We start from the raw sequence: 24,603 nt of genomic DNA on the forward strand, positions 1-24,603 counted from the left end.
TTCTAGGCTTTTATTTTTACAATTAGTAGTTGCAGCTATAAAAGTAACACTTCCTTCTCAAATGAATAGACTAATTAAAGGAACAATCTAGAGGAGGACTACATTTGTAAAATGTTGGTGTTATCATGATGAAGAAATGTGTTTATATAATTATCATACTAGTTATCTTTCTTAAAACTCCATATAATTTACTAAATACCATTATTTATTCAGCAGCTATAGTACCACTGGCTATCATGCTAGGGAATCTCACTTCTAATATATCTGAATATATAGGCGATAAGAAAGGTGGCCTTCTAGCCGCGGCAGTAGGAAATATACCTGAACTAACTATGGGCTTATGGTCTATACAATATGGCTTAATACCTATGGTAAAAGCTTCATTAATAGGTTCGATTATAAGCAATATGCTTTTAGTACTTGGAGTATCTATTTTTGCTGGTGGAATAAAATACAAAGAACAGAAATTCAATAAAATAGTTGCTAGAACAAATTTCAGTATGCTTTTATTAGCTGTATCAACCATAATAATAATAGCTTCTCTTAAGCAATACAACGAAGCTATTCCTGAAAATATAGTAGCTTCCATAAGTGTAAAGGTAGCAATAGTTTTAGTAATCGTATATGTATTAGGTTTGATTTTTTCTCTTCATACTCATAGTAACCTCTTTTTAGTTAGTGAACAGACTTCTGAAAATAAACAAGTAAGCAGCAAGAAGCAGTTTAAAAATATAATTGAACTTATTATAGTTGCTGTCATACTATATTTTATAAGTGAAAAGCTTGTATACAATATAAAAGAAACTGTGGAGGCATATGGACTTTCTCAGGAGTTTTTAGGAATAATATTAATACCCTTATTAGGAAACATAGGGGAAAACGTGGCAGCTATTGTATGTGCTGTTAAGAATAAGGTAAACCTAAGTCTTGAAATAGCAATAGGTTCCAGTATACAGATTTCTCTTTTTGTAACTCCTCTTTTAATTATGTTTGCCTGCTTAGTTGGAGTTCAAATGACCTTGATTTTTACCACTTTCCAAATAATTATGGCGTTGATTTCTATTATTATGGCATATATTGTGTTTCAGGATGGTAAAACCTATTGGCTTGAAGGGGCAATTTTAATAGCTATTTATTTAGTAATTACCCTAGCTTATTATTATGTGGTATGATTTTGTAAAAGTTATAATATAAATAGTCTATAGTATGAAATTTAGTAGGGTGATAGTGATGCCGCACAGAAAAATTGTTGAAGATTACTATGGCGACATAAACAATCTTGCGGATTTGTTAAGCAAGCTTGTTAACTCTTATAGACTTTTGATAGGAGGGGCAGGAGAATTAAATGGGATTGCATTAGCTCACAAAAAAGATGTGAAGGACGCATTAAAGAGAGTAAATGAATTAGGAGATATTATTGATGACATTATAGATGTTTTAGATAAGTCTAGTTACAGTTATATGGATTACTGTAAGCTAAAAGCGCAAATAGTAGAAAGTAAAATACAGGTTGAGTATATTGAAACAGAAATAGGTGAGGAATTGGAGCTACAAAATGATAAAAAATAGGTGTGGAATATATAAAGACATATTCCACACCTATTTTAAAATTTCTTAAATCTGTGTTTACAAACCATAAGATAAGCAAGAGCTATTACTATAAGTATTGTAACACCTAAAGGTGCAAGGTAGTTTAGTGTAACTAAACAGTATAAAGCCATAAACATACCTGCAAAGGTTATAGGAATTCCGTAGAACTCTCCATCAAATTGTGTAACATTAAATCTAGCCAATCTATACGCACCAGATATCGGGAATAATAACACTAATAAATATCCTAAAAGTCCTAAATTTGAAAAACCGTAAATGTTAAACACAAGTATAGAAGGTGCTACACCAAAGGAAACTAAATCTGCAAGAGAATCAAGTTCTTTACCTAATTCGCTGGATACGTTTAAAAGTCTTGCTACTCTACCATCGTATCTATCAGCTAAACATGCTAATAAAATAAATATGCCAGCCCATTTGTAATTCTCCTGGAAAGACATCATCAGAGACATTACACCACATGCTAGGTTGGCAAAAGTAAAAGCATTAGGTACAGCACTTCTAGCTATTTTAGCCATTAAAATCACTCCTAAATAATAATTGTTATTTTGTGTAATATGAATATATAAAAAGGTATACAATAGTATAAGCCTATTATAACTCATTTTACCAAAATGGTTAAGTATATAATAAACTTTTTTTATGGAAAAATTATAAATTTTTTGTTAAAATAGACTTGCTATATAAGTTATAAAGTGTAGAAAGTTGAGTGATATATGAAAAGTAGTAGAAGTTATTTAAAATATTTAGTTGTTCTAGTTGTAATGTTTGCCATTGTAGTATTTTTGTATAGTAATAGACACAGTTTGTTAGGGTTAAGTATTCATAAAATGAGGAGATACATTTTAAGCTACGGTAAATTTGCATCACTGGCTTTTATCATTATATATTCTATAAAACCGATAGCTTTAATTATTCCAACAGGTCTTATATCCATATTAGCTGCAATGATATTTAAACCCTATTATGCTCTATTACTAAGTATGATTGGATGTTTTGGTTCAGCAACTTTAGCATTCTTTTTATCAAGATACCTAGGAAGGTCTTTTGTTGATAAAGTTGTTAAAGGAAAGGCCATGGACTTAGATAGAGGGATAGAAAAGCATGGTTTTAAGATAATGCTTTTAATGAGACTAGCAGTAATTTTTCCTTATGATCCTCTAAGCTATGCTGCTGGACTTTCTAAAATGAAATATAGAGACTTTATATTAGGGACTTTAATTGGTATTTTTCCAGAGATGGTTTCTTATTCACTAATTGGAAAAGGCTTAAGTCATTCTTTTTCCTTCCAGATTTTAATACCTATAGGTGTAGTAATCGTTATTGCAACAACTGCACTGTACATGTATAAGTCCTCTAAAAATGTAAATAATTTATAAGTAAGAATATCTTTATTAAGGGAATAATAATTTTGTCAAATAATTTCCTTAAGAGAGGTGCTTTTTATGAAGGTAAAAGATATAATGACAGACTCTGTAGTTAGTCTAGATGGAGATGCTCCAGTTCAAAGAGCTGCAGATATCATGAAACAATATAATGTAGGTGCTGTACCAGTTTGTGATGCTGGAAGCGTTATAGGAATCATAACAGATAGAGATATAGCTCTAAGAGCTGTGGCTCCAGGAAAAGACACTCACACTACTAATGTAAGAGAGATAATGTCTTCTAATCCGGTGCTTGGAAAACCTAATATGGAAGTTGATGATGCAGCTAGAATAATGAGCGAAAGACAGATAAGAAGGCTTCCTATAGTAGATAATGATAATTTAGTTGGTATGGTTTCCCTAGGAGACATAGCTGTAGAACCTAGATTAGAACAAGAAGCAGAGCAAGCTTTAAGTAACATTTCGGAGCCAAGTACACCAGAGGCATAGATAAAAATAAGATTTAGAAGAAATCCACAAGAATTTTTAGTAATCTTGTGGATTTCTTCTATAAGGTGTTATAATATAATAGTTAAATTTAACAATAAAATATTTACAAATAGGGGAGTTTTATATGAATAAGGTAAAGTTTATTTATAATCCATATTCAGGTGAAAATACCATAGTAACTGACATCGACAAGGTTATAGCAGTGCACCAGAAATATGGCTATGAAGTAGTACCTTATAGAGTAAGCTTTGAGTATGATATGAGTAAGGCATTTGAAGGTATGGATGAGAGCTACAAATATATTTTAGTTGCTGGAGGAGATGGAACAGTAGATACTGCTGTAAATCATATGAAAAACTTAGGAATTAATCTTCCTATTGCAATATTACCAGTAGGAACTGCTAATGATTTTGCTAAGTTTATTGGAATGCCTGAAAATGTAGAAGCAGACTGTGAGCAAATACTAAATAGTAGGCCTAAAAAAGTTGATATAGGAAAAGTTAACGATAAGTACTTTATAAATGTAGCCAGCACTGGACTTTTTACAGATGTATCTCAAAAAACTGATGTAAACTTAAAAAATACTATGGGAAAATTAGCTTATTACGTAAAGGGAATAGAGCAGCTTCCGAATTTTAGAAAACTTAAAATAAAAGTTAAATCTGAAAATACATACTTTGATGGAGACATGTATCTAATGCTAGTCTTTAATGGAAGAACAGCAGGGAATTTTAAATTTGCCTATAAAGCAGAAGTAGATGATGGACTATTGGATGTAATTATAATAAAAGCTGGTCCAATAAAAGATATGATTGCTCTTTTTATTAAAATGTTAAGAGGAGAACATCTAGAAAATACAGCAGGTCTTATGTATTTTAAGACAGAAAAGATAGAAGTGGAATGTCATGAAAACATAGTAACAGATATAGACGGAGAAAGAGGACCAGATTTCCCACTTGTAATAGAGTGTGTTAAAGAAGGAATTGAAGTTCTTGGTATTCGTGACTAACAATAAAGATGCGAAAGGGCATCTTTTTGTTTTATAAGAAACTATAGCTATGACAAGTATTAAGACTAGTGTAAGTTAAGGTTTTCTATATTTAAATAGTAAAAAAACTAGTAATATAACAGCAATTGTAATAATAAATATAAGTAGTAGTAATATAAGGGGATGAAAATATGGTTAACTACTATGGTTATTTATTAATTGTCATACTTACACTAATAATTATAGGGATATACTTAAGCAAATTTACACCTAAAAAGATTAGAGTTATTACTGTTTTTATTGTCTTCTGTATGCTCTTTAGATATGTTTCACTATTAATATTTTATTTATCAAGTAATATAAAGTATTTATATGTACTTAAAGTTTTTTTCTTTTTAAATCTAATTGCAGTACCATTATTAGCACTAACAGCACTATATATTTTTACTAGGAAAGATAATATTAATTTTTCATACATCTTTATAGCAGCAGCAGTACTAATAGGCTTATATGCATTATGTATCTATAAGTGTCCAAGTTTATTGTACAATTCAAGTTCTATTGGATATACTATGTTCTTCTATAGAAGCATGTATATATATTGGATTTATATAATGTTAAATACAATAATATTATTTTTAACCATATTACTTATGGGACAAAAGAATTTAAATAAGACAGGAATGTATCTTGTTATCTTATCATCATTTGCAACTATATTAGAATTAGTAATCTGGCTTGTTGGAATTACATATCCTTTAGAAAGAGTAGTTGGAGATATGTTTTGGGTTACAACTCTAGTATATGGATTAAGCAGGTTTAGAAAAAAGACTGTAAAGTAAGTAGAGGGAGATTTTCTATAACTGAGCATAGAAAATCTCCCTTATTGTTTTAATGTTTTTTCTTATTATGGTTACTGCTAGTTTTACCACTAAACTTACTATTGCCTCGATTTTTAAGTCTTGGAGGATTCTCAGGAATTAAGCAATCTTTCCCTCTGCCTATTAGATCTTCTCTTCCAGCTTTAATTAAGGCCTCTTTTACAAGTTTGTAGTTCTCAGGAATGGAAAACTGCATAAGAGCTCTTTGCATATTCTTTTCCTTTTGTTCCTTTGGTACATAGACTTTTTCACCAGTTAGAGGATTAATACCTGTATAGTACATTGTAGTAGATAAGCTACCTGGTGTAGGGTAGAAATCCTGAACCTGTTCTGGAGTATACCCCATACTTTTAATGTATTGAGCAAGTTCTATAGCAGCGTGCAAATCACTGCCTGGATGACTGGACATTAGGTAAGGAACAAGAAATTGGTTTTTCTTTAACTTCTTATTTGCCTCAAAATACTTTTTTGTAAACCTATCATAGACTTCTCTGGTAGGTTTACCCATTTGTTTTAGAACTTTATCACTTACATGTTCTGGTGCTACCTTAAGCTGACCACTTATGTGATGTTTACAAAGTTCTTCTAAAAATTGAGGGTTTTTATCGTAAGTAAGATAATCATATCTTATTCCAGAACGAATAAATACCTTCTTAACTCCAGGAATTTCCCTAGCTTGCCTTAATAGACTTAAGTATTCTTTATGATCTACAATAAGGTTTTTACAAGGCTTAGGTGAAAGACATTGTTTATTCTTACATACCCCTGCAGTCTCCTGGATTTTGCAGGCTTTATGTCTAAAGTTTGCAGTTGGCCCACCTATGTCATGTATATAACCTTTAAAATCATCTAAGGTTGTCATAAGCTTTATTTCATCTAAGATAGAGCTTTGACTTCTGTTTTGAATTGTTCTTCCCTGGTGAAAGGTAAGAGCACAGAAAGAACAACCACCATAGCAACCTCTATGACTAGTTACAGAGAAACTAACCTCTTTTATCGCCGGTATACCGCCCTTAGCTTCATACATTGGATGATAAGTTCTTGCATAAGGTAAATTATATACCATATCCATTTCCTCTTGTGTAAGAGGGAACTGAGGTGGAGTTTGAACTACATATCTATCTCCATGTTTTTGTACTAAGGTTTTTCCTCTAATAGCATCTTGCTCATAATATTCAAGTTTATAACTTTCAGCATAGGCATCTTTATCTTTAGAAACTTCTTCAAAAGAAGGAACTTCTACGAAATTCTTTAAAGAATCTAAATCCTTAACTGAGTATACAGTACCTCTTACATCTGTAATTTTGCTAACATTCATTCCGTACTTAAGAAGATTAGCTATTTGTACAATAGTCTTCTCTCCCATACCATATATTAAAAGATCCGCCTTTGAATCTAAAAGAATACTTCTTCTCACTTTGTTATCCCAGTAATCATAGTGGGCAAATCTTCTAAGACTTGCTTCTATTCCACCAATTATAATTGGCACATCTTTGTAAGCCTCCCTGGCTTTATTACAGTACACAATAACGGCTCTATCCGGTCTGTGCCCACCTTCTCCTCCTGGTGAGTAAAGGTCATCACTTCTTTTCTTTTTAGAAGCAGTATAGTGATTTACCATAGAGTCAATGTTTCCTGAATTTATCAAAAAGGCATGTTTCGGCTTGCCAAGTCTTCTGAATTCTTCAACGTTATTCCAATCTGGTTGAGCTATTATCCCTACTGTAAAGCCCTCGCTTTCTAAAATCCTAGAAATGATTGCAGTACCAAAGGAAGGATGATCAACATAAGCATCTCCAGTGATAAGTATAAAATCTAATTGTTCTATTCCTTGAGCTTTTAGCTCTTGTTTACTTACAGGTAAAAATTTATTATTTATTTGCATTTGAATTCTCCATTCTTATAAAGTTTAGAGTACATTATATATTAGCATAATGAAAGGGAAATATAAAGTTAAATTAAAACTCTAGGACAGCGTCTTTTATGAAAAAAACATGTTAACAGAGTTTTGTTTAATAAGCTAAAGGGAAAACTTTTCTTAGAGAATAAAGAAAGTAATCTTCATATTAATATTAGATTTCCAACTACTGAAAGTAAATATTTATAATATAGCACAACTATGAGAAAATGAATAAAATTCTGCAAAATCAGAAGTAAATTGAAAGAATATAGAAATAACATATTGTAAAGGTTAAATTTAAATAAATATAGTATTTTATAGTTGCATTTTAGCGAATTTGTAATATAATAATTATGTAAAAGGAATTTGAAAATTTTTTATGAATGTTAGGTGAGGCTCCTATATGGATATACGCTACTGCCCGGAAACATCGAGAGATGCCAATGGGTCAACAGGTACTACCGAAATCAAGGTTTTACTTAATGTAGCTGGACTTTAATAAGTCTAAAGCTGTATAGTGCTAAAACTCGGACTACAACAAGTTTTAGTTTATAATGGGAGCCTTGTTAGGCTCTTTTTATTTTTATATAGGTGGTGTGGTTAAATGGATGCTGGCCCTATTAGTGGTCGATTATGTTTCAGAGAAAAATTAAATAATGGATTATATAGGGGAACATTTATGTTCAATAGATAAAGAAGTTTAACCTTTTAGTTTTATTCATTTCCGGTATTTCTTATCATTGTTGCAAATATTCCTCTATATTGAGAAGGAGGAATATTTATGAAAAAGTTGTCCAGTTTCTTCTTAAGTAAAGTTCTCTATAGAAAGATTTATGATGAATTCAATGAGCCTATAGGAAAGCTTTGTGATGTCTATGTAAGTACTGAAGGCGGTTTTCCGAGGGCTATAGGCTATCAGATTAAAAAGGATGGAGAATTAATTAATTGCGAATTTAAAAATATTGTTGTCTACGAGGAAGATGATAAGATTATTGTCAAAGGAGAAGGAGTCAGAGAAATAATTCTCCAAAAATATTCTTATGCTTTATCTAAACACTTGTTAGACAGACAGATTGTTGATATAAATGGTAAAAAGCTTGTAAGGGTTAATGATTTGAGAATTGCAGAAATAGCAGGTGAATATAGAGTTGTAGCGGTAGATGCTGGCGTTCTCGCCCTTGGAAGAAGACTTGGGGTGGAAAAACTAGTAAAGAGTTGTTATAAGTTTTTTCACAAGATGCCAGATGACAGTCTTATAGTGTGGGACAATGTAGAATCTCTTGAAATGGTAAATGCTAACTTAAAGCTATCTGTTCCTTACAAAAAACTATCAAAGCTTCATCCAGCAGATTTAGCGGATATTCTTGAAGATATGGATATAAACTACAGAAAAAAAGTTTTTGAAAGTTTAGATGAAGACTTTGCTGCGGACATTTTAGAAGAAATAGAGCCAGATATTCAAGTAGATATTTTAGAAAACTTAAGCAAGGAAAAAAGAGAAGAACTTTTAGAGAATATGCCTAATGATGAAATTGCGGATATATTGGATGAAGTAGACGAAGAAACTGCAGAAAAAATTCTATTCGATATGGAAAAAGAAGATGCAGATGAAATTAGATCTCTTATGAATTATGAAGAGGAGACTGTTGGAAGCATAATGAATAAGGATTTTATATCCTTTAATATAAGTATAACTGTTCAAGAAACAATTGAACTTTTGAGAGAAATAAAGCCAGAGGATGAGGTGTCTCATTATATATACATTGTAGATGAGCAAGAGAGGCTGCAGGGAGTAGTATCGCTTAAAGATCTTTTGCTTTCTAATCCTGAGAGTAAGTTAAGAGAGATCATGTTTGAAAACATAGCGAGAATAAAAGATAGTGAGAATGTAGATGATGCAATTGAAATGAGTGTTAAATACGATCTTCTTTCCCTTCCTGTTATAGATGATAAAGAAAGGCTCTGTGGTATAGTGATTATGAGTGACATAGTCGAGGACATACTAATACCAACTTGGAGAAAAAGATTTAAAAAGGTAGGATAGGAAGAAGGTAGAAGGTGTTGAAAAATAAAAACAGATTATTATTAATGCTGAGTATAATAGGACCAGGACTCATTACTGCTAATGCCGGCAATGATGCCGGTGGAGTTACTACATACTCAGTAATCGGTGCTCATTATGGATATTCTATGCTTTGGGGACTTTTAGTAATTGCCATAGGGCTTGCAGTGATTCAGGAAATGAATGCAAGAATGGCGGTAGTTACAGGTAAAGGGCTTTCAGATCTAATAAGAGAAAGATATGGCGTAAAGTGGGCTTTCTTTGCCATGGTTACCTTACTTATAGCAAACTTAGGTGTATGTATAGGGGATTTTGCAGGGATAGCAGCTAGTTTGGAGCTGTTTAGTATAAGCAAATATATATCAATTCCAATACTTACAGTTTTTATATGGTTTTTACTAACAAGAGGGGATTACTCAAGGGCGGAAAAAATATTTCTAGCGCTTACTATTACTTTTGTTAGTTATATTGTAACTGCTTTTCTTGTAAAGCCTGATTGGAGTCATGTATTTACAAGTATAGTAACTCCAAAGGCTAAGTTAGATAAGGGATATTTTTTAGTGCTTATAGGAATGGTAGGTACAACTATAACTCCTTATATGCAGTTTTACTTACAATCCTCTATTGTAGATAAAGGTATATCAATAAAAGAATATAGTTATGAAAAATTAGACGTTTATATTGGTACCATTTTTGGTGTGCTTATAGCTCTATTTATAACGGTGTGTACAGCTGAGACCTTGTTTAAAGCTGGGATAAGTATAGATACTGCACAGGATGCAGCAGCAGCCCTTGGTCCTTTAGCTGGTAACTATTCCTTTGTTCTATTTGGAATAGGGCTTTTCGGAGCATCACTTTTAGCTTGTTGCATAATACCATTAAGCACTGCTTATGCAATATGTGAAGCCTTTGGCTTTGAAAGTGGAATGGATAACAAGATAAAAGAAGCACCAGTGTTTTTTGGATTATTTCTATTTATGATTGTTGTAAGTGGGTTAATAGTACTCATACCTGGTATATCGTTAATTAATATAATTTTAGTTACTCAGCAATTAGCTGGTATATTATGTCCTATAGTATTAATATTTATGATAAGTCTAGTGAATGATGTAGAAGTTATGGGAAGCCATGTTAACAGTACAGTACAAAACTTTATAGCAAAGTCAACAGTAGTACTTATAATAGCGTTAACAATTATAGCTTTTGCTTCGAATTTTATATAATTAAAAATTAACCTATTGTTATAGTAGAATTGGATTGGGATTTACAAGTAAAACTAGTAGATCTCAATTCAATTTTATTTTTATTTGTTGTATTTTTCTATTATAAATCCAATATTCATATTACAGCTTTAAGTGTATTTTTTACTGTTTTGTGCGCACACTAAGTCTGAAGGATGAAATCATAATCTTATACTATAGTAAGGAGTGTTTCTATGAAGAAGAAGGTTGCTAAGTTCAAGAAGGAAATAGTATGCGTACTTGCTATTATGATTACATACATTATCACATCTATAGGTGTAGCTCCTTATAATAATGCAGCGAGGGCTATAGCATATAATTATGGCGATAGAGGAAATATTGTGTTAGAGATACAAAGGAGACTTAAGGCTTGGGGATATTATGATGGAGATTTAGATGCTATATACGGTTATAGAACCTATACTGGTGTGAGAAGTTTTCAAGCAAAGCATGGTTTAGCTGTAGATGGAATAGCTGGAGATCGAACTCTTAATGCCTTAGGAATTAATGCAGGTCAATATGCTGCCAATCAGGCGAGTACTACAAATAACTCTAATCCTGGCAAGTACACTACAAATAACCAAGATGTAATGCTTCTTGCAAGAGCCATAAATGGAGAGGCAAGAGGAGAACCTTATGAAGGGCAGGTAGCAGTAGGTGCAGTAATTTTGAACAGAACGAGAGATTCTAGATTTCCAAGTACCATAGCAGGGGTTGTTTATCAACCAGGAGCTTTTACAGCAGTAGTAGATGGTCAAATACATGCCAATATGGAACAGAACTCCATAAATGCTGCACGAGATGCTTTAAATGGATGGGATCCTTCTGGTGGTGCGGTGTATTACTTTAATCCAGCTACATCAACTAACAAATGGATATGGTCCAGACCACTTATTAAAGTTATAGGAAAGCATAGATTTTGCAGATAGAAATCTAGAAATTAATATGGATTTAAGTGATAATAATCTCACCTATAATGGTGGGATTATTTATTTAATAAAGTATTAAAAATATATTGACAAATTAGAAAGCTATTATATATAATATTAATATACAATTCATAGTAAAACACTCAGAAATACTTTGAAAAAGGAAAGTAACTTAAAAAGAGTTTTGCAGAGAGGGAACCATTTGCTGGGAGGTTTCTAAACGAATTTTATGTGAAGTGCCCTTTGGAGTTATGTACCGAACTAAGTAGGCTACATCGGGACCACCCGTTACAGTGGTAGAGCATAGCGCTGTGCTTGAAAGGTGAGTTGAGATTTTAAGTAATATTAGAATCTAATTAGAGTGGAACCGCGGATTACACCCCGTCTCTAAAATTTTAGAGACGGGGTTTTTTGACGTCAAAATAGGGAATTATAATTATAAAATTAAAATTGGAGGTAGTAAAATGATATTTTATAACGCATTAGATATGATAGGTGGAACACCTTTATTAAAACTTAAAAATATGGTAGATGAAAATATGGCAGAGGTATATGTAAAGCTAGAAAAATTTAATCCAGGTGGAAGCGTTAAGGATAGGGCAGCTCTTGGAATGATAGAAAAAGCTGAAAAGGAAGAACTTATAAAGCCAGGCGATACACTAGTTGAGCCAACTAGTGGTAATACAGGAATAGCTCTTGCGATGATAGGAAAATTAAAAGGCTATAAGGTAATAATAGTTATGCCAGAAACTATGAGCGTGGAAAGAAGAGCTATGATGAAGGCTTATGGAGCAGAGCTTGTTCTTACTGATGGTGTAAAGGGTATGAAAGGTGCAATAGAAAAAGCACTAGAAATAGGTGATGGTAAAGAAGGATACTTTATACCACAGCAATTCACAAATGAAGCAAATCCATTAAAACACTATGAAACTACTGCTAATGAAATATTAAAGGATGTAGAAGATTTAGATGTTTTCGTAGTAGGAGTTGGTACTGGCGGAACTATATCTGGAGTTGGTGGTAACCTAAAGAAGCATAATGAGAATATAAAGGTTATAGCAGTAGAGCCAGAAAAGTCCCCAGTTATATCAGGAGGTCAGGCTGGTCCTCACAAAATACAAGGTATAGGAGCAGGGTTCGTACCTGATATATACAAAAAGGAACTAATAGATAAAGTTATGACTATATCAGATGAAGAAGCTTTTGAATATGCAAGACTTATGGGAACAGAAGAAGGTATATTAGTTGGCATATCCTCTGGCGCTAACATAGCGGCAGCGATAAAAGTAGCAAAAGAACTTGGAAAAGGTAAAAAGGTAGTTACTGTTGCACCGGATGGAGGAGAAAAGTATTTATCAATGGGATTATATGACTAGTTTAAAAAAACTGTGGGTCTAAAATTTAGACCCACCATTAAGTTGATTAGGGGGATAGAGTTATGAAAAATCCATTTAAATTATTAGCTTATGATTTAAAAAGTGCTATGAAAAATGACCCGGCGGCAAGAAATCCAATAGAAGTATTCCTTCTATATCCTTGTATACACGCATTAATTGCATACAGAATATCTAACTTTTTTTATAAAAGAAAAGCTTTTTTTATGGCTAGATTAATATCACAAATCGCTAGATTTTTTACAGGTATAGAAATACACCCTGGTGCAACTATAGGAAAGGGATTATTTATAGATCACGGTATGGGGGTAGTTATCGGGGAAACAGCGGAAATTGGAGATAACGTAACCTTGTATCATGGAGTAACCTTAGGAGGTACTGGAAAGGACACTGGAAAGAGACATCCTACTGTAGGGAATAATGTTGTAATAGGAAGTGGTGCTAAAGTTTTAGGACCTATAGTTATTGAAGACAATGTTAAGATTGGCGCTAATTCAGTGGTTTTAAAAAATGTACCTTCTGACTGTACTGCAGTTGGAATACCAGCAAAGATTATACACAGAAATTCTGCTCCAGCTGTAATAGAAATAAAGGATTATAAAGGAAGAAAAAAGAGTATCTACAATGAGATGGTGATATGATATAATTGAAATAGAATAAAAACCTGAACTATTTTATTTAATAACACTGATTCCTTTATTGTAAAAAGCGTGGTGATTACATTGAATTATAAATCAGAAGTGTTAAGTTACTGCAGCAAATTAGGTTTAGATATTGTTGGATTCACTGAATGTAGAATTTTTAGTGAACTAGAGTCCTATCTTCAAGATAGAAAGGAAAGAAAACTGGAGAATGAGTTTGAAGAAGAGAATATAGAAAAAAGAATAAATCCTTTTTTATACATGAAAGACGGGAAAACAATAATTTCTATTGCTTTCCCATATTTATTTGACGGCGATTTTAAAGAAATAATAAGCTTCTCTAAATACACAAGAGGAAAGGATTATCACCTTGTTGTTTCTGGCTATCTAAAAAGTATATGCAGCTTTATAGAGAGTCTAGGAGGGAAAGCTATTTATTTTGTAGATAGCAATTCGCTGCCAGAAAGATATATTGCAGCTCAATCTGGAGTAGGCTTTATAGGTAAAAATAATCTTCTTATTACGGAAAAATATGGTTCCTATATATTCTTGGGAGAGATAATTACAAACCTAGAGATAGAAAGTGATAGGCCTTTAGAAAATAAATGCGGGGACTGTCAGTTGTGTAAAGTTAGTTGTCCTACAGGGGCTATCAAAAATGAAAATAACCCTAACATATGTCTTTCTTATATAACTCAGAAGAAAGACATAGAAGATGAGTGGTTTTCTAAGCTAAAGGGTAGAATGTTCGGCTGTGATACTTGTCAAAGAGTTTGTCCCTATAATAAAAATGCTGCTTTTTCTACCATAGAAGAATTTAGGCCAAAGGACTTTATGGATAAGGTTAACCTAGAGGAACTTATAAATATAGATAAAAAAGTATTTAAGGAGAAGTATAGCGGAACCTCCTGTGGATGGAGGGGGAAAAACATACTTCAGAGAAATGCGTTGATTAATGCAATGGCTTTAAGTAAAGATTTAAAGCCAAAGGAAATTGGCTCGCCTTATGTTAAAAATTATTATAATAGACTTTTAGAGCTTTTCAAATTATAATTTATATAGTAAAGTATATTTTTGTATTATACATTTTATTTGATAAGTGATAGGCTTTAATTATATATTAAACTTAGTATTTATATAATGAAAGGTGGGCATTATTATGATTTCTCCTGGAGTGGCCAAGATTATAGGCTATCTTCCTAAAGGATTAGTTGAATATCTGTCTAAGAGAATTGTAGATAGATACTTAAAACAATATGCTGATATTGAAGTTAGGGGAATGGAAAACTTAAGAGATGTAAACAACCCTATATTGTTCATATGTAATCACTTAAGTAATTCAGATGGGTTAGTCCTGAATAAGGTATTTAAGGATAAAGATATAACCTTTGTGGCTGGGGCTAAACTATCAGATAACCCTCTAACAAGTATAGGAGTGAATATTACAAAGACTATAACTATAAAACCTAACTCTGCAGATAAAGATGCTATATCTAGGATTGTAAAAACATTAAAGAATGGCAACAATGTGCTTATATTCCCAGAGGGAACAAGAAGTAGAACAGGTAGTTTGATTAAAGCAAAAAAAGGAGTAGTGTTAATACAAAAGTTAACTAAGGCATCTATTATTCCTCTTGGGATATATGGAAGTGAAAAGCTACTGCCTATTAATGAGAAGGATATGGGTCAGGAAAAATTTCAAAATGCTAAGGTTACTATAAATGTTGGAAAGCAGGTAATCTTACCAGAGAAAGATAAAGAAGAAGATAAAAGAGAGTATGAAGATAGAGCCACAGACTTTTTGATGAAAAGAATTGCTGAACTTTTACCGGAAGAGTATAGGGGAGTCTATAAGTAAGTTATTTCTTTAAATTAAGAAGCTAAGAATAAATAGATATGTTCTTGTGTTACAATATAAAACATAAGAACATTTTTTGTTTTTATGATGAATTTTGTAGTATTAGGTTGTTTCTATGGTAAAATTATTATTAAATAATATAATAAAAAAATAGCGTAGGTGATATGGTTGAAAAAAGAAAACATAGAAGAGGTAATAAAGATATTAAGCGAAACCTATCCAGAGGCGAAATGTGCTCTTAATTTTAATTCTCCTTATGAATTATTAGTTTCTACTATATTATCAGCACAATGTACTGATGTAAGAGTCAACCAAGTTACAGAGGAATTATATAAAGAGTACAATACTCCAGAAAAAGTTATATCTCTTACAGAAGAGGAACTAGGTGAGAAGATTAGGAGTTGCGGATTTTATAAAAACAAGAGTAAGAATATATTAGGTGCAACTAGAACTATACTAAAAGAACATAATGGAGAAGTACCAAATACTATGGAGGAACTTATAAAACTGCCTGGCGTTGGAAGAAAAACTGCAAATGTAGTACTGTCTAATGCCTTTGGAGTACCTGCTATTGCTGTGGATACTCATGTATTTAGGGTATCAAATAGACTGGGAATTTCTAAGGGGAATACTCCTGATGCAGTAGAAAAAGGACTTATGGAAAACATACCTAGAGATATGTGGAGTGATACCCATCATTATTTAATATGGCATGGAAGGCAAATATGTAAGGCAAGAAGGCCTAACTGTGATAATTGCCCCGTTGCACCTTATTGTGAGTTTTTTAATAACTTAGTTGAAGAGAAAAAATAGTATTGGGGGATCTAGTTATCCCCCAAAGTATATTTTTCTATTCTGAATATGTGGATAAAGTTTAATTATAAATGTGGATAAAATTTTAAAAAACTATAGAGGGGAGAAACATTAATGAACATTAGAGAAGAAGCACTAAGAGTACATAAGGAGAATAAGGGAAAGTTAGAAATCAAAAGCAAGGTAGAATTAAAAACAAGAGAAGATTTATCTATAGCATACACTCCAGGAGTTGCAGAACCATGCTTAGAGATAGCAGCAGATAATAATGCTATGTATGATTACACTATTAAAGCAAACACTGTAGCTGTAGTTACAAATGGGACAGCTGTTCTTGGGCTTGGAAACATTGGTGCTGGAGCTGGACTACCTGTTATGGAAGGAAAGGCATTGTTATTTAAGGAATTTGGGGGAATAGATGCTTTTCCAATATGTATAGATAGTGAAGACCCTGAAGATATAATTAGAACTGTAAAGCTTATAGCACCTACTTTTGGAGGAATAAACCTAGAAGATATAAAGGCGCCGGAATGTTTTTATATAGAGGAAACGTTAAAAAAAGAGTTGGACATCCCAGTCTTTCACGATGATCAACATGGAACTGCAATTGTGGTACTTGCTGGTCTATATAATGCAGCAAGGCTTATTAAGAAAGAACTAGAAGATTTAAAAATCGTTATAAATGGAGCTGGTTCTGCAGGAATTGCAATATGCAAACTTCTACTTAAGGCAGGAGCAAAGAATATAATAATGTGTGATAAAGCAGGAGCATTAGTAGAGGGGAATAAAGATTTAAACCAAGCTCAAAAGGAAATTGCAGAGGTTACCAACAGAGATAAAGAAGAAGGTTCATTAAAGGATGTAATTAAAGGTAAGGATGTATTCATAGGAGTTTCTGCAGCAGGAGCTCTTACAAAGGAAATGGCAAGTTCAATGAGCAAAGACAGTATAGTATTTGCAATGGCTAATCCAACACCAGAAATTATGCCAGATGTTGCAAAAGAGGCAGGAGTAAGAGTAATTGCTACTGGACGCTCAGATTTTGCAAATCAAATAAATAATGTATTGGTGTTCCCGGGAATATTTAGGGGAGCGTTAGAAGTAAGGTCTAAAGTAATAAATGATGAAATGAAATTAGCTGCTGCAAGAGGAATTGCTAACTTAATTGATGATGAAGAATTGAGAGAAGACTACATTATTCCAGGTGTTTTTGATAAAAGAGTCTGTGCTTCTGTAACTGAAGAAGTAAAAAGAATAGCTAGAGAAATGGGAGTAGCGAGAGTTTAAGCAGAAAATAGAGGGTTTTTTAGGAGCAGTCTTATAAAAATCCTCTATTTTCAATTTTTTACTATTTGATAAGCTCTTTTCTCAGCCAATCTAGTGCAGTTATGGTAGTTCTTCTTCTAATCATATCTCTGCTTCCAGAAAACTCAAGTTTCTTAGCTTGAACATTTCCGTTGATATAAAGGCCTATATAGACTAGCCCTACTGGTTTTTCATCAGTGCCGCCGCCTGGACCTGCTACACCAGTAGTAGATAACCCTATAGTCGTTCCAGAGGTTTTAGCGATACCCTCTGCCATCTCTTTAGCAGTTTCTTCACTGACAGCTCCAAACTTTTCTAAGGTTTCTTCTTTTACATTTAGACGGTTCATTTTAGCATAATTGCTATATGTAACAGCACCTTCCATAAAGACTGAAGAAACTCCAGGGTAGTTTACAAGCTTTGATGCTATTAGGCCACCAGTACAGGATTCGGCAGTAGATATAGTAAGTTTCTTAGAAATAAGAAGTTTAGCTATAACCTCTTCAAGAGAGGTTTCTCCTTCACCGTAGATATTGTCACCTAGTCTTCTGCGAATTTCTTCTTCTGTTGGGGCGATAAGTTTAGATGCACTTTCTTCTGTATCTGCTTTAGCAGTAATTCTTAACGTAACTTCCCATTCCTTAGCATAGGGGGCAACTGTAGGATTCGTACTGTGATTTATAATATCAGAAATTTGCTCAGCCATAATACCCTCTCCTATGCCGCAGATTCTTAAGATTTTAGAGCTTAAAACCCCATTACTATATTTTTTTAGAAAGGGAATTACATAATTCTCAAACATAGGTTTCATTTCTTTAGGAGGTCCTGGCAAGACAATAAGAACCTTACCATTTTCCTCTATAGCACAGCCAGGAGCTGTACCATAGTCATTTGGGAAAATAATTGCTCCTTCAGGAAAGTAAGCCTGCTTCATATTACCGCCTTTTATTTCTCCTTTACCATTCTTTAAAAAGTAGGAGTTAAGCTTATCTAGGGAATTCTTATCTATTATCATTTTCTTGTTAAAATATTCGGCTCCAGTTTCTTTAGTAAGGTCATCAGGAGTAGGACCAAGACCTCCAGTGGTAATTATTAGATCTGCTCTGTTAAAGGATTCTTCTAATTCTTTCTTTAGTCTTTCTGTGTTATCACCAACTACAGATTGATGGTAAATAGAAAAACCTAAGTCAGCCAACCTTCTTGATAAAAATTGAGCATTAGTATTTACTATATCTCCTAGTAAAAGTTCTGTTCCAACACAAATAATCTCAGATTTCATGATTTATACCTCCAACTGTCCAGAATTAAAAATTGAAAATAAGAGATAAAGATGTCTTTTATTCCAATTTCTAATTCTAATTATATACTACTTTAAACAAATATTTACTAATGATTTAACTTAATTATTATATTTAATAAATGACACAAATATAATAATTAAGTAAGCTATCATATAAAAATTAACAGCTGTATAGTATAATAGCATTGTAGGAAAAAAGGGGGATTTGAGATGGAAGTAGAAAAGGTTGTAAATACCTCTAAAAAGAACTTTATTATAGGGATGTTGGTATGCATAGTTCTTCTATTAAGTATTGCCAGTGGTTATATAACATATCAATATCACGATGTAAAGTATTGGAATAATTACATATATCCTAAGGTTACAGTAGAGGGGATAGACCTATCAGGAAAAACAAAAGAAGAGGCAGTAGCAGCATTAAAATATATCTTTGAAGAACAATTAAAAAATAGAAAGATAAATATTACTGCTAGTGATAAGAATTATGATATTGAGTATTCAAAATTGAGTCCTAAATACAATATTGAAGAGACTGTAAAGGAAGCTTATTCATATGGAAAGAAGGTCAACTTATTTAGTAAGTACTTTTTGTTAAAAGACCCCAAGCCAGTTAATTATAAGCTTAAGGTTATTTATAATGAGGGTTTTGTAAAAGAATTTATAAAAACTGTGGAAAATGATATAAATAGAGATCCTGTGAATGCAACTTTAAACACCGATGGTGTTAACTTTACCGTAATACCAGAACAAAGTGGAATAAAGCTTGAGAGCGATAAACTCCAAAAAGAGATTGCTGAAAAAGTTCAGCAGAATGGATCAGGAGATATTGATCTAAAAGCATCTATAAAAAGTACTGAGGCTAAAATTAAAGGGGACATGCTAAAAGATATAAATGCAACAATAGGAAGTTTCACTACTAATTATGGGGCCATATCATCTCCTCAAAGAGCTAATAATATAGTTATAGCTACTAAAAGCATAAATGGAAAAGTGCTAATGCCGGGAGATGTATTTAGTTTTAATGATGTTGTAGGAGAAAGAACTGAAAAAAAAGGATATGAGGCAGCTCCGGTAATTGTTGATAACAAACTAGAATCAGGTTTAGGAGGAGGAGTATGTCAGGTCTCTTCTACCTTATATAATGCAGTATATAGCTCAGGAATGTCTTCACTAGAAAGGACTCATCATACTCTGCCAGTTCATTATGTTCCAGAGGGCATGGATGCTACAGTAGATTATGGGAATATAGACTATAAGTTCAAGAATAACTTCAAGTATCCTATATACATTCAAGCATATACTTCAGGTGGAAATGTGACATTTGTTCTGTACTCCAATGTGTCAGCAAGAAAACAATTCAAATAGTTTGTTCTATATAGTATAATAATTAAGTATGAAGCTGAATTATGTCATATTGCAGTATGCCTAATTTTATCATACTAAAGCGTATATCTAATTAATGCTTTAGCGGAAGGATAATTAGTGCTTATATCCTAGTGATGTATAGAAGACACTAATGTTGGCTAGCGTTATTTTAGGTGAAGAGGTGGTACCGATGGTAAGGAAAAAAAGAAGTAAAAAGAAGAAGTTGCGGATGGGAGTTTGGACAACAGGCGGAATCTTATTACTTAGTATTATATCAGGAATGTTATATATGCATAATAAAGTAAAGGCTTGGGACAATATAATATACCCTGGCATTAAGATTGAAGGCGAAGATTTATCTGGAAGGAATAAAGAAGAAGCAAAAAAGATTGTAGAACAGAGACATGGAGCGGCGGTCTTGAAAAAGAAATTAAATATAGTTACTCCAGACAGGACTTATACATTAGATTATTCTAAAATAAACCCTAAGCATAATGTGGATGAGGTTGTTAAGGAAGCTTATGAATATGGTAAGAATTTAAACTTATTTAAACAATATAGACTTATAAAAAGCAAAGAAGGAAAGCAGTATAAATTAGGTTTTACTTATGATTCAAAGCCTATAACAGAGCTTTTAAATAACATAGAAAAAGATATTAATAAAGAACCGGTAAATGCAAGGTTAAAGGGATATGGCGGTAGCTTTACAGCGGTTCCTGAAGAAAGTGGAAGAAAGCTGCAGAAAGATAAGCTTCAAAAAGAGATAAGTTCTAAATTAAATGGCGATAAGGGACCAGATATTAGCATAGAAGCCCCTATAGAAGTTATTACTGCTAGGATTACTTCAGATAAGTTAACTACTATAAACTCGAGGATTGCTACATTTACAACAAATTATGGCTCGATATCCTCGGCTGAAAGAGCAAATAATATAGTTTTATCTACAAGAAGTATAAATGGCCTAGTGATGCTTCCAGGAGATACCTTTAGCTTCAATGAAGTTGTTGGAGAAAGAACTGCTGGAAAAGGATATAAGGCGGCACCTGTAATTATTGGAAATCAAGTGGACTCAGGACTAGGAGGCGGAATATGTCAAGTTTCTACTACTTTATATAATGCGATTTTAAGAGCAAATATAAAGTCAGTAGAAAGAGCCCATCATACACTTCCATCCCACTATGTACCTTTGGGACTGGATGCTACTGTTGACTATGGTAATTTAGATTACAAGTTTAAAAATACTTTAGATTATCCTATATATATCGAAGGAGATACCTCAGGAGGAAATGTTACCTTTAATATCTATTCAAATAGTTCCCTTACTGGAATAGTTACAGAGGTAATTTCAGAGGTTTATGAAACAATACAGCCTGGAGTAAAATACATTGATGATCCTACTTTACCTGTTGGACAAACTCAGCAGACTCAGGCACCTTCTACTGGTTTTAAGGTTAAGGTCACAAAACGAACTAAGCAAAATGGAAAAGTAATAAGTGAAGAAGTGATAGCAAATGATTTCTACAAGCCTGTAGATGCAGTCATAAAGCGAGGCACTAAAAAGTAATTAGGAACAAAGGCTTCTTTGTTCCTAATTTTTTTCTGATTATATTCACATATATGGTAAAATATGATATAATTGTAAATGTAATTTGCGGGTATGGCGGAATTGGCAGACGCGCTAGATTCAGGTTCTAGTGAAGGCGACTTTATGCAGGTTCAAGTCCTGTTACCCGCACCATAAAAAACAAAAACTTTATAAGGGGATTGTAATATGAGAATTGCTAATAGGAAAAGATTTACGCTTTCTTGTATTTTTTTTACCTTGTTGATGTTAATAATTGGAAAAAACCAAATTGTATTTAGCGAAGGGAAGGTTTTTAAAGTAACTTCATCACCAGAAGCAAAAGAATTAGGTAAAAATGATAACGCAGTATTAAAAAATAAGAAGAGATATATTGTAATACTTGATGCAGGCCATGGAGGCATTGACAAGGGGACAAGTTATCAAAATATAAACGAAAAGGATATAGCTTTTAAAATTACTAAATACACAGAAACTGTTTTAAAGTCTAAAGGATATACAGTAATATTAACACGAAACGAGGACAAGCTACTTCCACTAAAGGAAATAGGTAATATAGTTAACGCTGCAAAAGGAAATGTTTTTGTTTCTATACATATAAACTCAATTAAGGACCCTAGCTATAAAGGAATGACTACTTATTATTATGCTCCAGAGGGATACCAGAAAGATGAAAGGGTAAAGCTTTCAAAAACAATACAAAAAGAAGTTGTAAAAAGTGATGGATGGGAAGATAAAGGAATAAAAACACAAAATCTAGCGGTGCTTAGATATAGTGAGATCCCTTGTGCTTTAGTAGAGTGTGGTTTTATAACTAACAAAGAAGATAGAGAAAAATTACTAAAAGAGGAGGTGTTAAGGAATATATCTGAAAACATCTCAAGGGGAATTATTAAATATCTCAATGAAAGTGAAGGAAACTAGAGAATATTTTTGGTTAAAAGTGGAATAATATAACTTAAGGAAGTTAGTGTTCTACAAAGCAAAAATTTTCAGGAAAAAATATATTTACAATCTGAAATCCGAAACATGAGTTATAAAATATAGGAATAAGGTCTATATGTACTTTACTATTAGAATATTATAGAGTAATATATTTAATGAAGTTTTTCAAATAGTTAGAAATCCTCCTTGCTATAGGAGGAATTTATTTCTTAATTGCAAAGTACAAAGGAGGAAAAAACATTGAGTTTAAATATAGTATTATTCCAACCGGAAATACCACAAAATACAGGGAATATAGCAAGGACTTGTGTTCTTACCAACTCTAAATTACATTTAATAAAGCCTTTAGGATTCAGCTTGGATGAAAAGCAGGTAAGAAGAGCAGGACTTGATTACTGGCAGTACTTAGACCTTACAATATATGAGTCCTATGAGGAACTTAGGGAAAAATATAAGAATTCTACTTTTTATTTTTCAACTACTCACGCTAAAAATTTCTATCATCAAGTAGAATATAAGGAGGGGGACTTTGTAGTATTTGGGAGAGAATCCTCAGGTTTGCCAGAGGTAATAAGGGAAAGTGATCCTGAGAGGTGTATAAAAGTACCAATGATAAATACTACTACTCGTTCTTTAAATTTATCTAACACCGTATCTATAGTTGCATATGAGGCACTGAGGCAGATGGATTTCCCTAATATGAAATAAGTAGGAAGGTTGTGAAGTGATGGAAAAGGTAAAGATAATAACAGATAGCACCGCAGACCTGCCAGACTATATTATAAAAAAGCATGATATAGAGGTACTCCCGCTTTTAGTTAGTATTAATGAGGAAAGCTATAAGGATGGAATAGATATAAACACCCATACCCTTTTAGCTAAAATGGCAAGCTCAGATACATTTCCAAAAACAGCTCAGGTAATACCTCAAAGATTTATAGAATGCTATAAAAAATATATAGATATGGGATATAAGGTAGTTTCCATTCACCTCTCCTCAAAAATGAGCGGAACATATCAATCAGCTTGTATTGCGAAAGAAACGCTGGAAACAGAAAATATAGTTGTCATAGATAGTTTAAATGTCACATCAGGATTAGGGCTCTTAGTGCTAAAGGCTGCTAAGTTGAAAGATATGGGACTTAATATAGAAGAAATAGAAAAAGAACTGTTAAAGATAATACCTCATATAAAAAGTGCGTTGGTTTTTAATAGTTTGGACAACCTCGTTAAAGGTGGGAGGTTGTCCAAAACAGCAGGAATTATAGGAAATATATTAAGTATAAAACCTATATTAGCGGTAGAAAATGGAGAAATGGTTGTTATTGATAAGGTTCGTGGAAGTAAGAAAGCTATAAGGGCTATTTTAGATTATGGAGATAAAAAGGGAATAAAACAAGGAGAAGATGTTATACTGTTAGAAATAGCTAGTAAGGATGTTAGTTCATTAAGAGAAGAGTTGAAGCTTAGGGGAAATGCTTTTATTGAATGCGAAGTTGGGTGTGTAGTTGGAGTTCATGCTGGACCAGATGCCTGTGGCATATTCTTTGTAGAAGATTTTTAAATCACTTTTATTCGGTAACTAGGGTCAATAGAGGTAAAAACTCATCTGACTTAAGTTTCACTTCATCGACAGTCTAGGAAGCTCTTGTATATTAATTTATTAACAACATACTAAATTAGAATGAAGCTTACCTTATTGCTTTTGTTTAAAATTTGTTTAAAATAAGTTGACTGTAATAGGTGCGGCTTATTTTTTTTATCAATGATTGTTAAAAAATAGTTCATAATTCCACAACTGGGTTGTTAATGAATTATCAATGGTTGAATTGGGTCAAAATATAAAAACTTAAAAGAAAATGACGAAAATTGTATAAATTTAGATTATTAAGTTACAAATTAGCGTATTTTGTTAGA

The 24,603-nt window shown here is 32.6% G+C and carries 23 protein-coding genes, 1 tRNA gene, 1 riboswitch and 1 other annotated feature; of the genes, 21 read left to right on the forward strand and 3 right to left on the reverse strand.

The features are described from left to right. Nucleotides 1–128 precede the first annotated feature (128 nt). Nucleotides 129–1,172: a calcium/proton exchanger gene (gene cax / locus P8V03_RS06065; RefSeq protein ID WP_318797268.1), complete on the forward strand. Its 1,044-nt coding sequence runs from the start codon at nucleotides 129–131 to the stop codon at nucleotides 1,170–1,172. A 58-nt stretch (nucleotides 1,173–1,230) separates the two neighbouring features. Continuing rightward, nucleotides 1,231–1,569 (forward strand): hypothetical protein, encoded by a 339-nt coding sequence (locus tag P8V03_RS06070; RefSeq protein ID WP_318797270.1) that lies wholly within the window; start codon nucleotides 1,231–1,233, stop codon nucleotides 1,567–1,569. A gap of 35 nt (nucleotides 1,570–1,604) precedes the next feature. Here the strand turns inward: P8V03_RS06070 and pssA are convergent, their stop codons facing one another. Next, complete coding sequence (gene pssA / locus P8V03_RS06075; RefSeq protein WP_261670557.1) at nucleotides 1,605–2,126, reverse strand: CDP-diacylglycerol--serine O-phosphatidyltransferase; 522 nt, start codon at nucleotides 2,124–2,126, stop codon at nucleotides 1,605–1,607. Nucleotides 2,127–2,324: 198 nt separating this feature from the next. Here pssA and P8V03_RS06080 point away from each other — a divergent pair, with 198 nt between their 5' ends. From P8V03_RS06080 to P8V03_RS06095, 4 genes are all read left to right on the forward strand, one after another. Then, complete coding sequence (locus P8V03_RS06080) at nucleotides 2,325–2,987, forward strand: TVP38/TMEM64 family protein (RefSeq protein ID WP_318797272.1); 663 nt, start codon at nucleotides 2,325–2,327, stop codon at nucleotides 2,985–2,987. A gap of 66 nt (nucleotides 2,988–3,053) precedes the next feature. Then, nucleotides 3,054–3,482, forward strand: a complete 429-nt coding sequence (locus tag P8V03_RS06085; protein WP_261670559.1) for a CBS domain-containing protein — start codon at nucleotides 3,054–3,056, stop codon at nucleotides 3,480–3,482. Nucleotides 3,483–3,606: 124 nt separating this feature from the next. After that, entirely contained in the window at nucleotides 3,607–4,491 is an 885-nt protein-coding gene (locus P8V03_RS06090) for a YegS/Rv2252/BmrU family lipid kinase (protein ID WP_261670560.1), read from the forward strand. Nucleotides 4,492–4,661: 170 nt separating this feature from the next. Then, nucleotides 4,662–5,312, forward strand: coding sequence for an LTA synthase family protein (locus P8V03_RS06095; protein WP_318797277.1), 651 nt, complete (start codon nucleotides 4,662–4,664; stop codon nucleotides 5,310–5,312). 49 nt (nucleotides 5,313–5,361) lie between these two features. Here the strand turns inward: P8V03_RS06095 and P8V03_RS06100 are convergent, their stop codons facing one another. Beyond that, complete coding sequence (locus tag P8V03_RS06100) at nucleotides 5,362–7,236, reverse strand: YgiQ family radical SAM protein (RefSeq protein WP_318797279.1); 1,875 nt, start codon at nucleotides 7,234–7,236, stop codon at nucleotides 5,362–5,364. A 390-nt stretch (nucleotides 7,237–7,626) separates the two neighbouring features. Continuing rightward, nucleotides 7,627–7,798, forward strand: a riboswitch (M-box (ykoK) riboswitch). 234 nt (nucleotides 7,799–8,032) lie between these two features. Between P8V03_RS06100 and P8V03_RS06105 the strand changes: the two genes are divergently transcribed. From P8V03_RS06105 to P8V03_RS06145, 9 genes are all read left to right on the forward strand, one after another. Next, a complete protein-coding gene (locus P8V03_RS06105; RefSeq protein ID WP_261670563.1) occupies nucleotides 8,033–9,295 on the forward strand; it encodes a magnesium transporter in 1,263 nt (420 codons plus the stop codon). Nucleotides 9,296–9,339: 44 nt separating this feature from the next. After that, complete coding sequence (locus tag P8V03_RS06110) at nucleotides 9,340–10,536, forward strand: Nramp family divalent metal transporter (RefSeq protein ID WP_261670564.1); 1,197 nt, start codon at nucleotides 9,340–9,342, stop codon at nucleotides 10,534–10,536. A gap of 212 nt (nucleotides 10,537–10,748) precedes the next feature. After that, entirely contained in the window at nucleotides 10,749–11,483 is a 735-nt protein-coding gene (sleB, locus tag P8V03_RS06115) for a spore cortex-lytic enzyme (RefSeq protein WP_261670565.1), read from the forward strand. Nucleotides 11,484–11,628: 145 nt separating this feature from the next. Continuing rightward, nucleotides 11,629–11,875: a binding site (T-box leader), on the forward strand. Between the two features lie 72 nt (nucleotides 11,876–11,947). Next, nucleotides 11,948–12,859 (forward strand): cysteine synthase A, encoded by a 912-nt coding sequence (gene cysK / locus P8V03_RS06120; protein WP_318797283.1) that lies wholly within the window; start codon nucleotides 11,948–11,950, stop codon nucleotides 12,857–12,859. Nucleotides 12,860–12,921: 62 nt separating this feature from the next. After that, a complete protein-coding gene (gene epsC / locus P8V03_RS06125; RefSeq protein WP_261670567.1) occupies nucleotides 12,922–13,518 on the forward strand; it encodes a serine O-acetyltransferase EpsC in 597 nt (198 codons plus the stop codon). Between the two features lie 81 nt (nucleotides 13,519–13,599). Beyond that, nucleotides 13,600–14,571, forward strand: coding sequence for a tRNA epoxyqueuosine(34) reductase QueG (gene queG / locus P8V03_RS06130; protein WP_318797287.1), 972 nt, complete (start codon nucleotides 13,600–13,602; stop codon nucleotides 14,569–14,571). A 106-nt stretch (nucleotides 14,572–14,677) separates the two neighbouring features. Then, on the forward strand, nucleotides 14,678–15,376 hold the full coding sequence (locus P8V03_RS06135; protein ID WP_261670569.1) for a lysophospholipid acyltransferase family protein: 699 nt from the start codon (nucleotides 14,678–14,680) through the stop codon (nucleotides 15,374–15,376). Between the two features lie 168 nt (nucleotides 15,377–15,544). Further along, complete coding sequence (gene nth, locus P8V03_RS06140) at nucleotides 15,545–16,189, forward strand: endonuclease III (protein ID WP_318797290.1); 645 nt, start codon at nucleotides 15,545–15,547, stop codon at nucleotides 16,187–16,189. 114 nt (nucleotides 16,190–16,303) lie between these two features. Further along, complete coding sequence (locus tag P8V03_RS06145) at nucleotides 16,304–17,476, forward strand: NAD(P)-dependent malic enzyme (protein WP_318797292.1); 1,173 nt, start codon at nucleotides 16,304–16,306, stop codon at nucleotides 17,474–17,476. A gap of 61 nt (nucleotides 17,477–17,537) precedes the next feature. Here the strand turns inward: P8V03_RS06145 and P8V03_RS06150 are convergent, their stop codons facing one another. After that, nucleotides 17,538–18,773 (reverse strand): competence/damage-inducible protein A, encoded by a 1,236-nt coding sequence (locus tag P8V03_RS06150; RefSeq protein WP_318797294.1) that lies wholly within the window; start codon nucleotides 18,771–18,773, stop codon nucleotides 17,538–17,540. Between the two features lie 231 nt (nucleotides 18,774–19,004). Here P8V03_RS06150 and P8V03_RS06155 point away from each other — a divergent pair, with 231 nt between their 5' ends. The 6 genes from P8V03_RS06155 to P8V03_RS06180 all read left to right on the forward strand — a co-directional run bounded on the left by P8V03_RS06155 (nucleotide 19,005) and on the right by P8V03_RS06180 (nucleotide 24,250). After that, nucleotides 19,005–20,159 carry a VanW family protein gene (locus P8V03_RS06155; protein WP_261670573.1) on the forward strand — a complete coding sequence of 385 codons (1,155 nt, stop codon included), beginning with the start codon at nucleotides 19,005–19,007 and terminating at the stop codon, nucleotides 20,157–20,159. Nucleotides 20,160–20,388: 229 nt separating this feature from the next. Beyond that, entirely contained in the window at nucleotides 20,389–21,723 is a 1,335-nt protein-coding gene (locus P8V03_RS06160; protein ID WP_261670676.1) for a VanW family protein, read from the forward strand. A gap of 87 nt (nucleotides 21,724–21,810) precedes the next feature. Further along, a tRNA-Leu gene (locus P8V03_RS06165) sits at nucleotides 21,811–21,897 on the forward strand. A 33-nt stretch (nucleotides 21,898–21,930) separates the two neighbouring features. After that, the gene (locus tag P8V03_RS06170) at nucleotides 21,931–22,665 is read left to right on the forward strand and encodes an N-acetylmuramoyl-L-alanine amidase family protein (RefSeq protein WP_261670574.1); all 735 of its coding nucleotides are present in this window, start codon (nucleotides 21,931–21,933) and stop codon (nucleotides 22,663–22,665) included. 261 nt (nucleotides 22,666–22,926) lie between these two features. Continuing rightward, on the forward strand, nucleotides 22,927–23,394 hold the full coding sequence (locus tag P8V03_RS06175; protein ID WP_261670575.1) for a tRNA (cytidine(34)-2'-O)-methyltransferase: 468 nt from the start codon (nucleotides 22,927–22,929) through the stop codon (nucleotides 23,392–23,394). Nucleotides 23,395–23,413: 19 nt separating this feature from the next. Continuing rightward, a complete protein-coding gene (locus tag P8V03_RS06180) occupies nucleotides 23,414–24,250 on the forward strand; it encodes a DegV family protein (RefSeq protein WP_318797298.1) in 837 nt (278 codons plus the stop codon). The last annotated feature ends 353 nt before the right edge of the window (nucleotides 24,251–24,603 follow it).

The organism is Clostridium tanneri (genome assembly GCF_033659955.1).
Classification (GTDB): Bacteria; Bacillota; Clostridia; order Clostridiales; family Clostridiaceae; genus Clostridium_AM; species Clostridium_AM tanneri.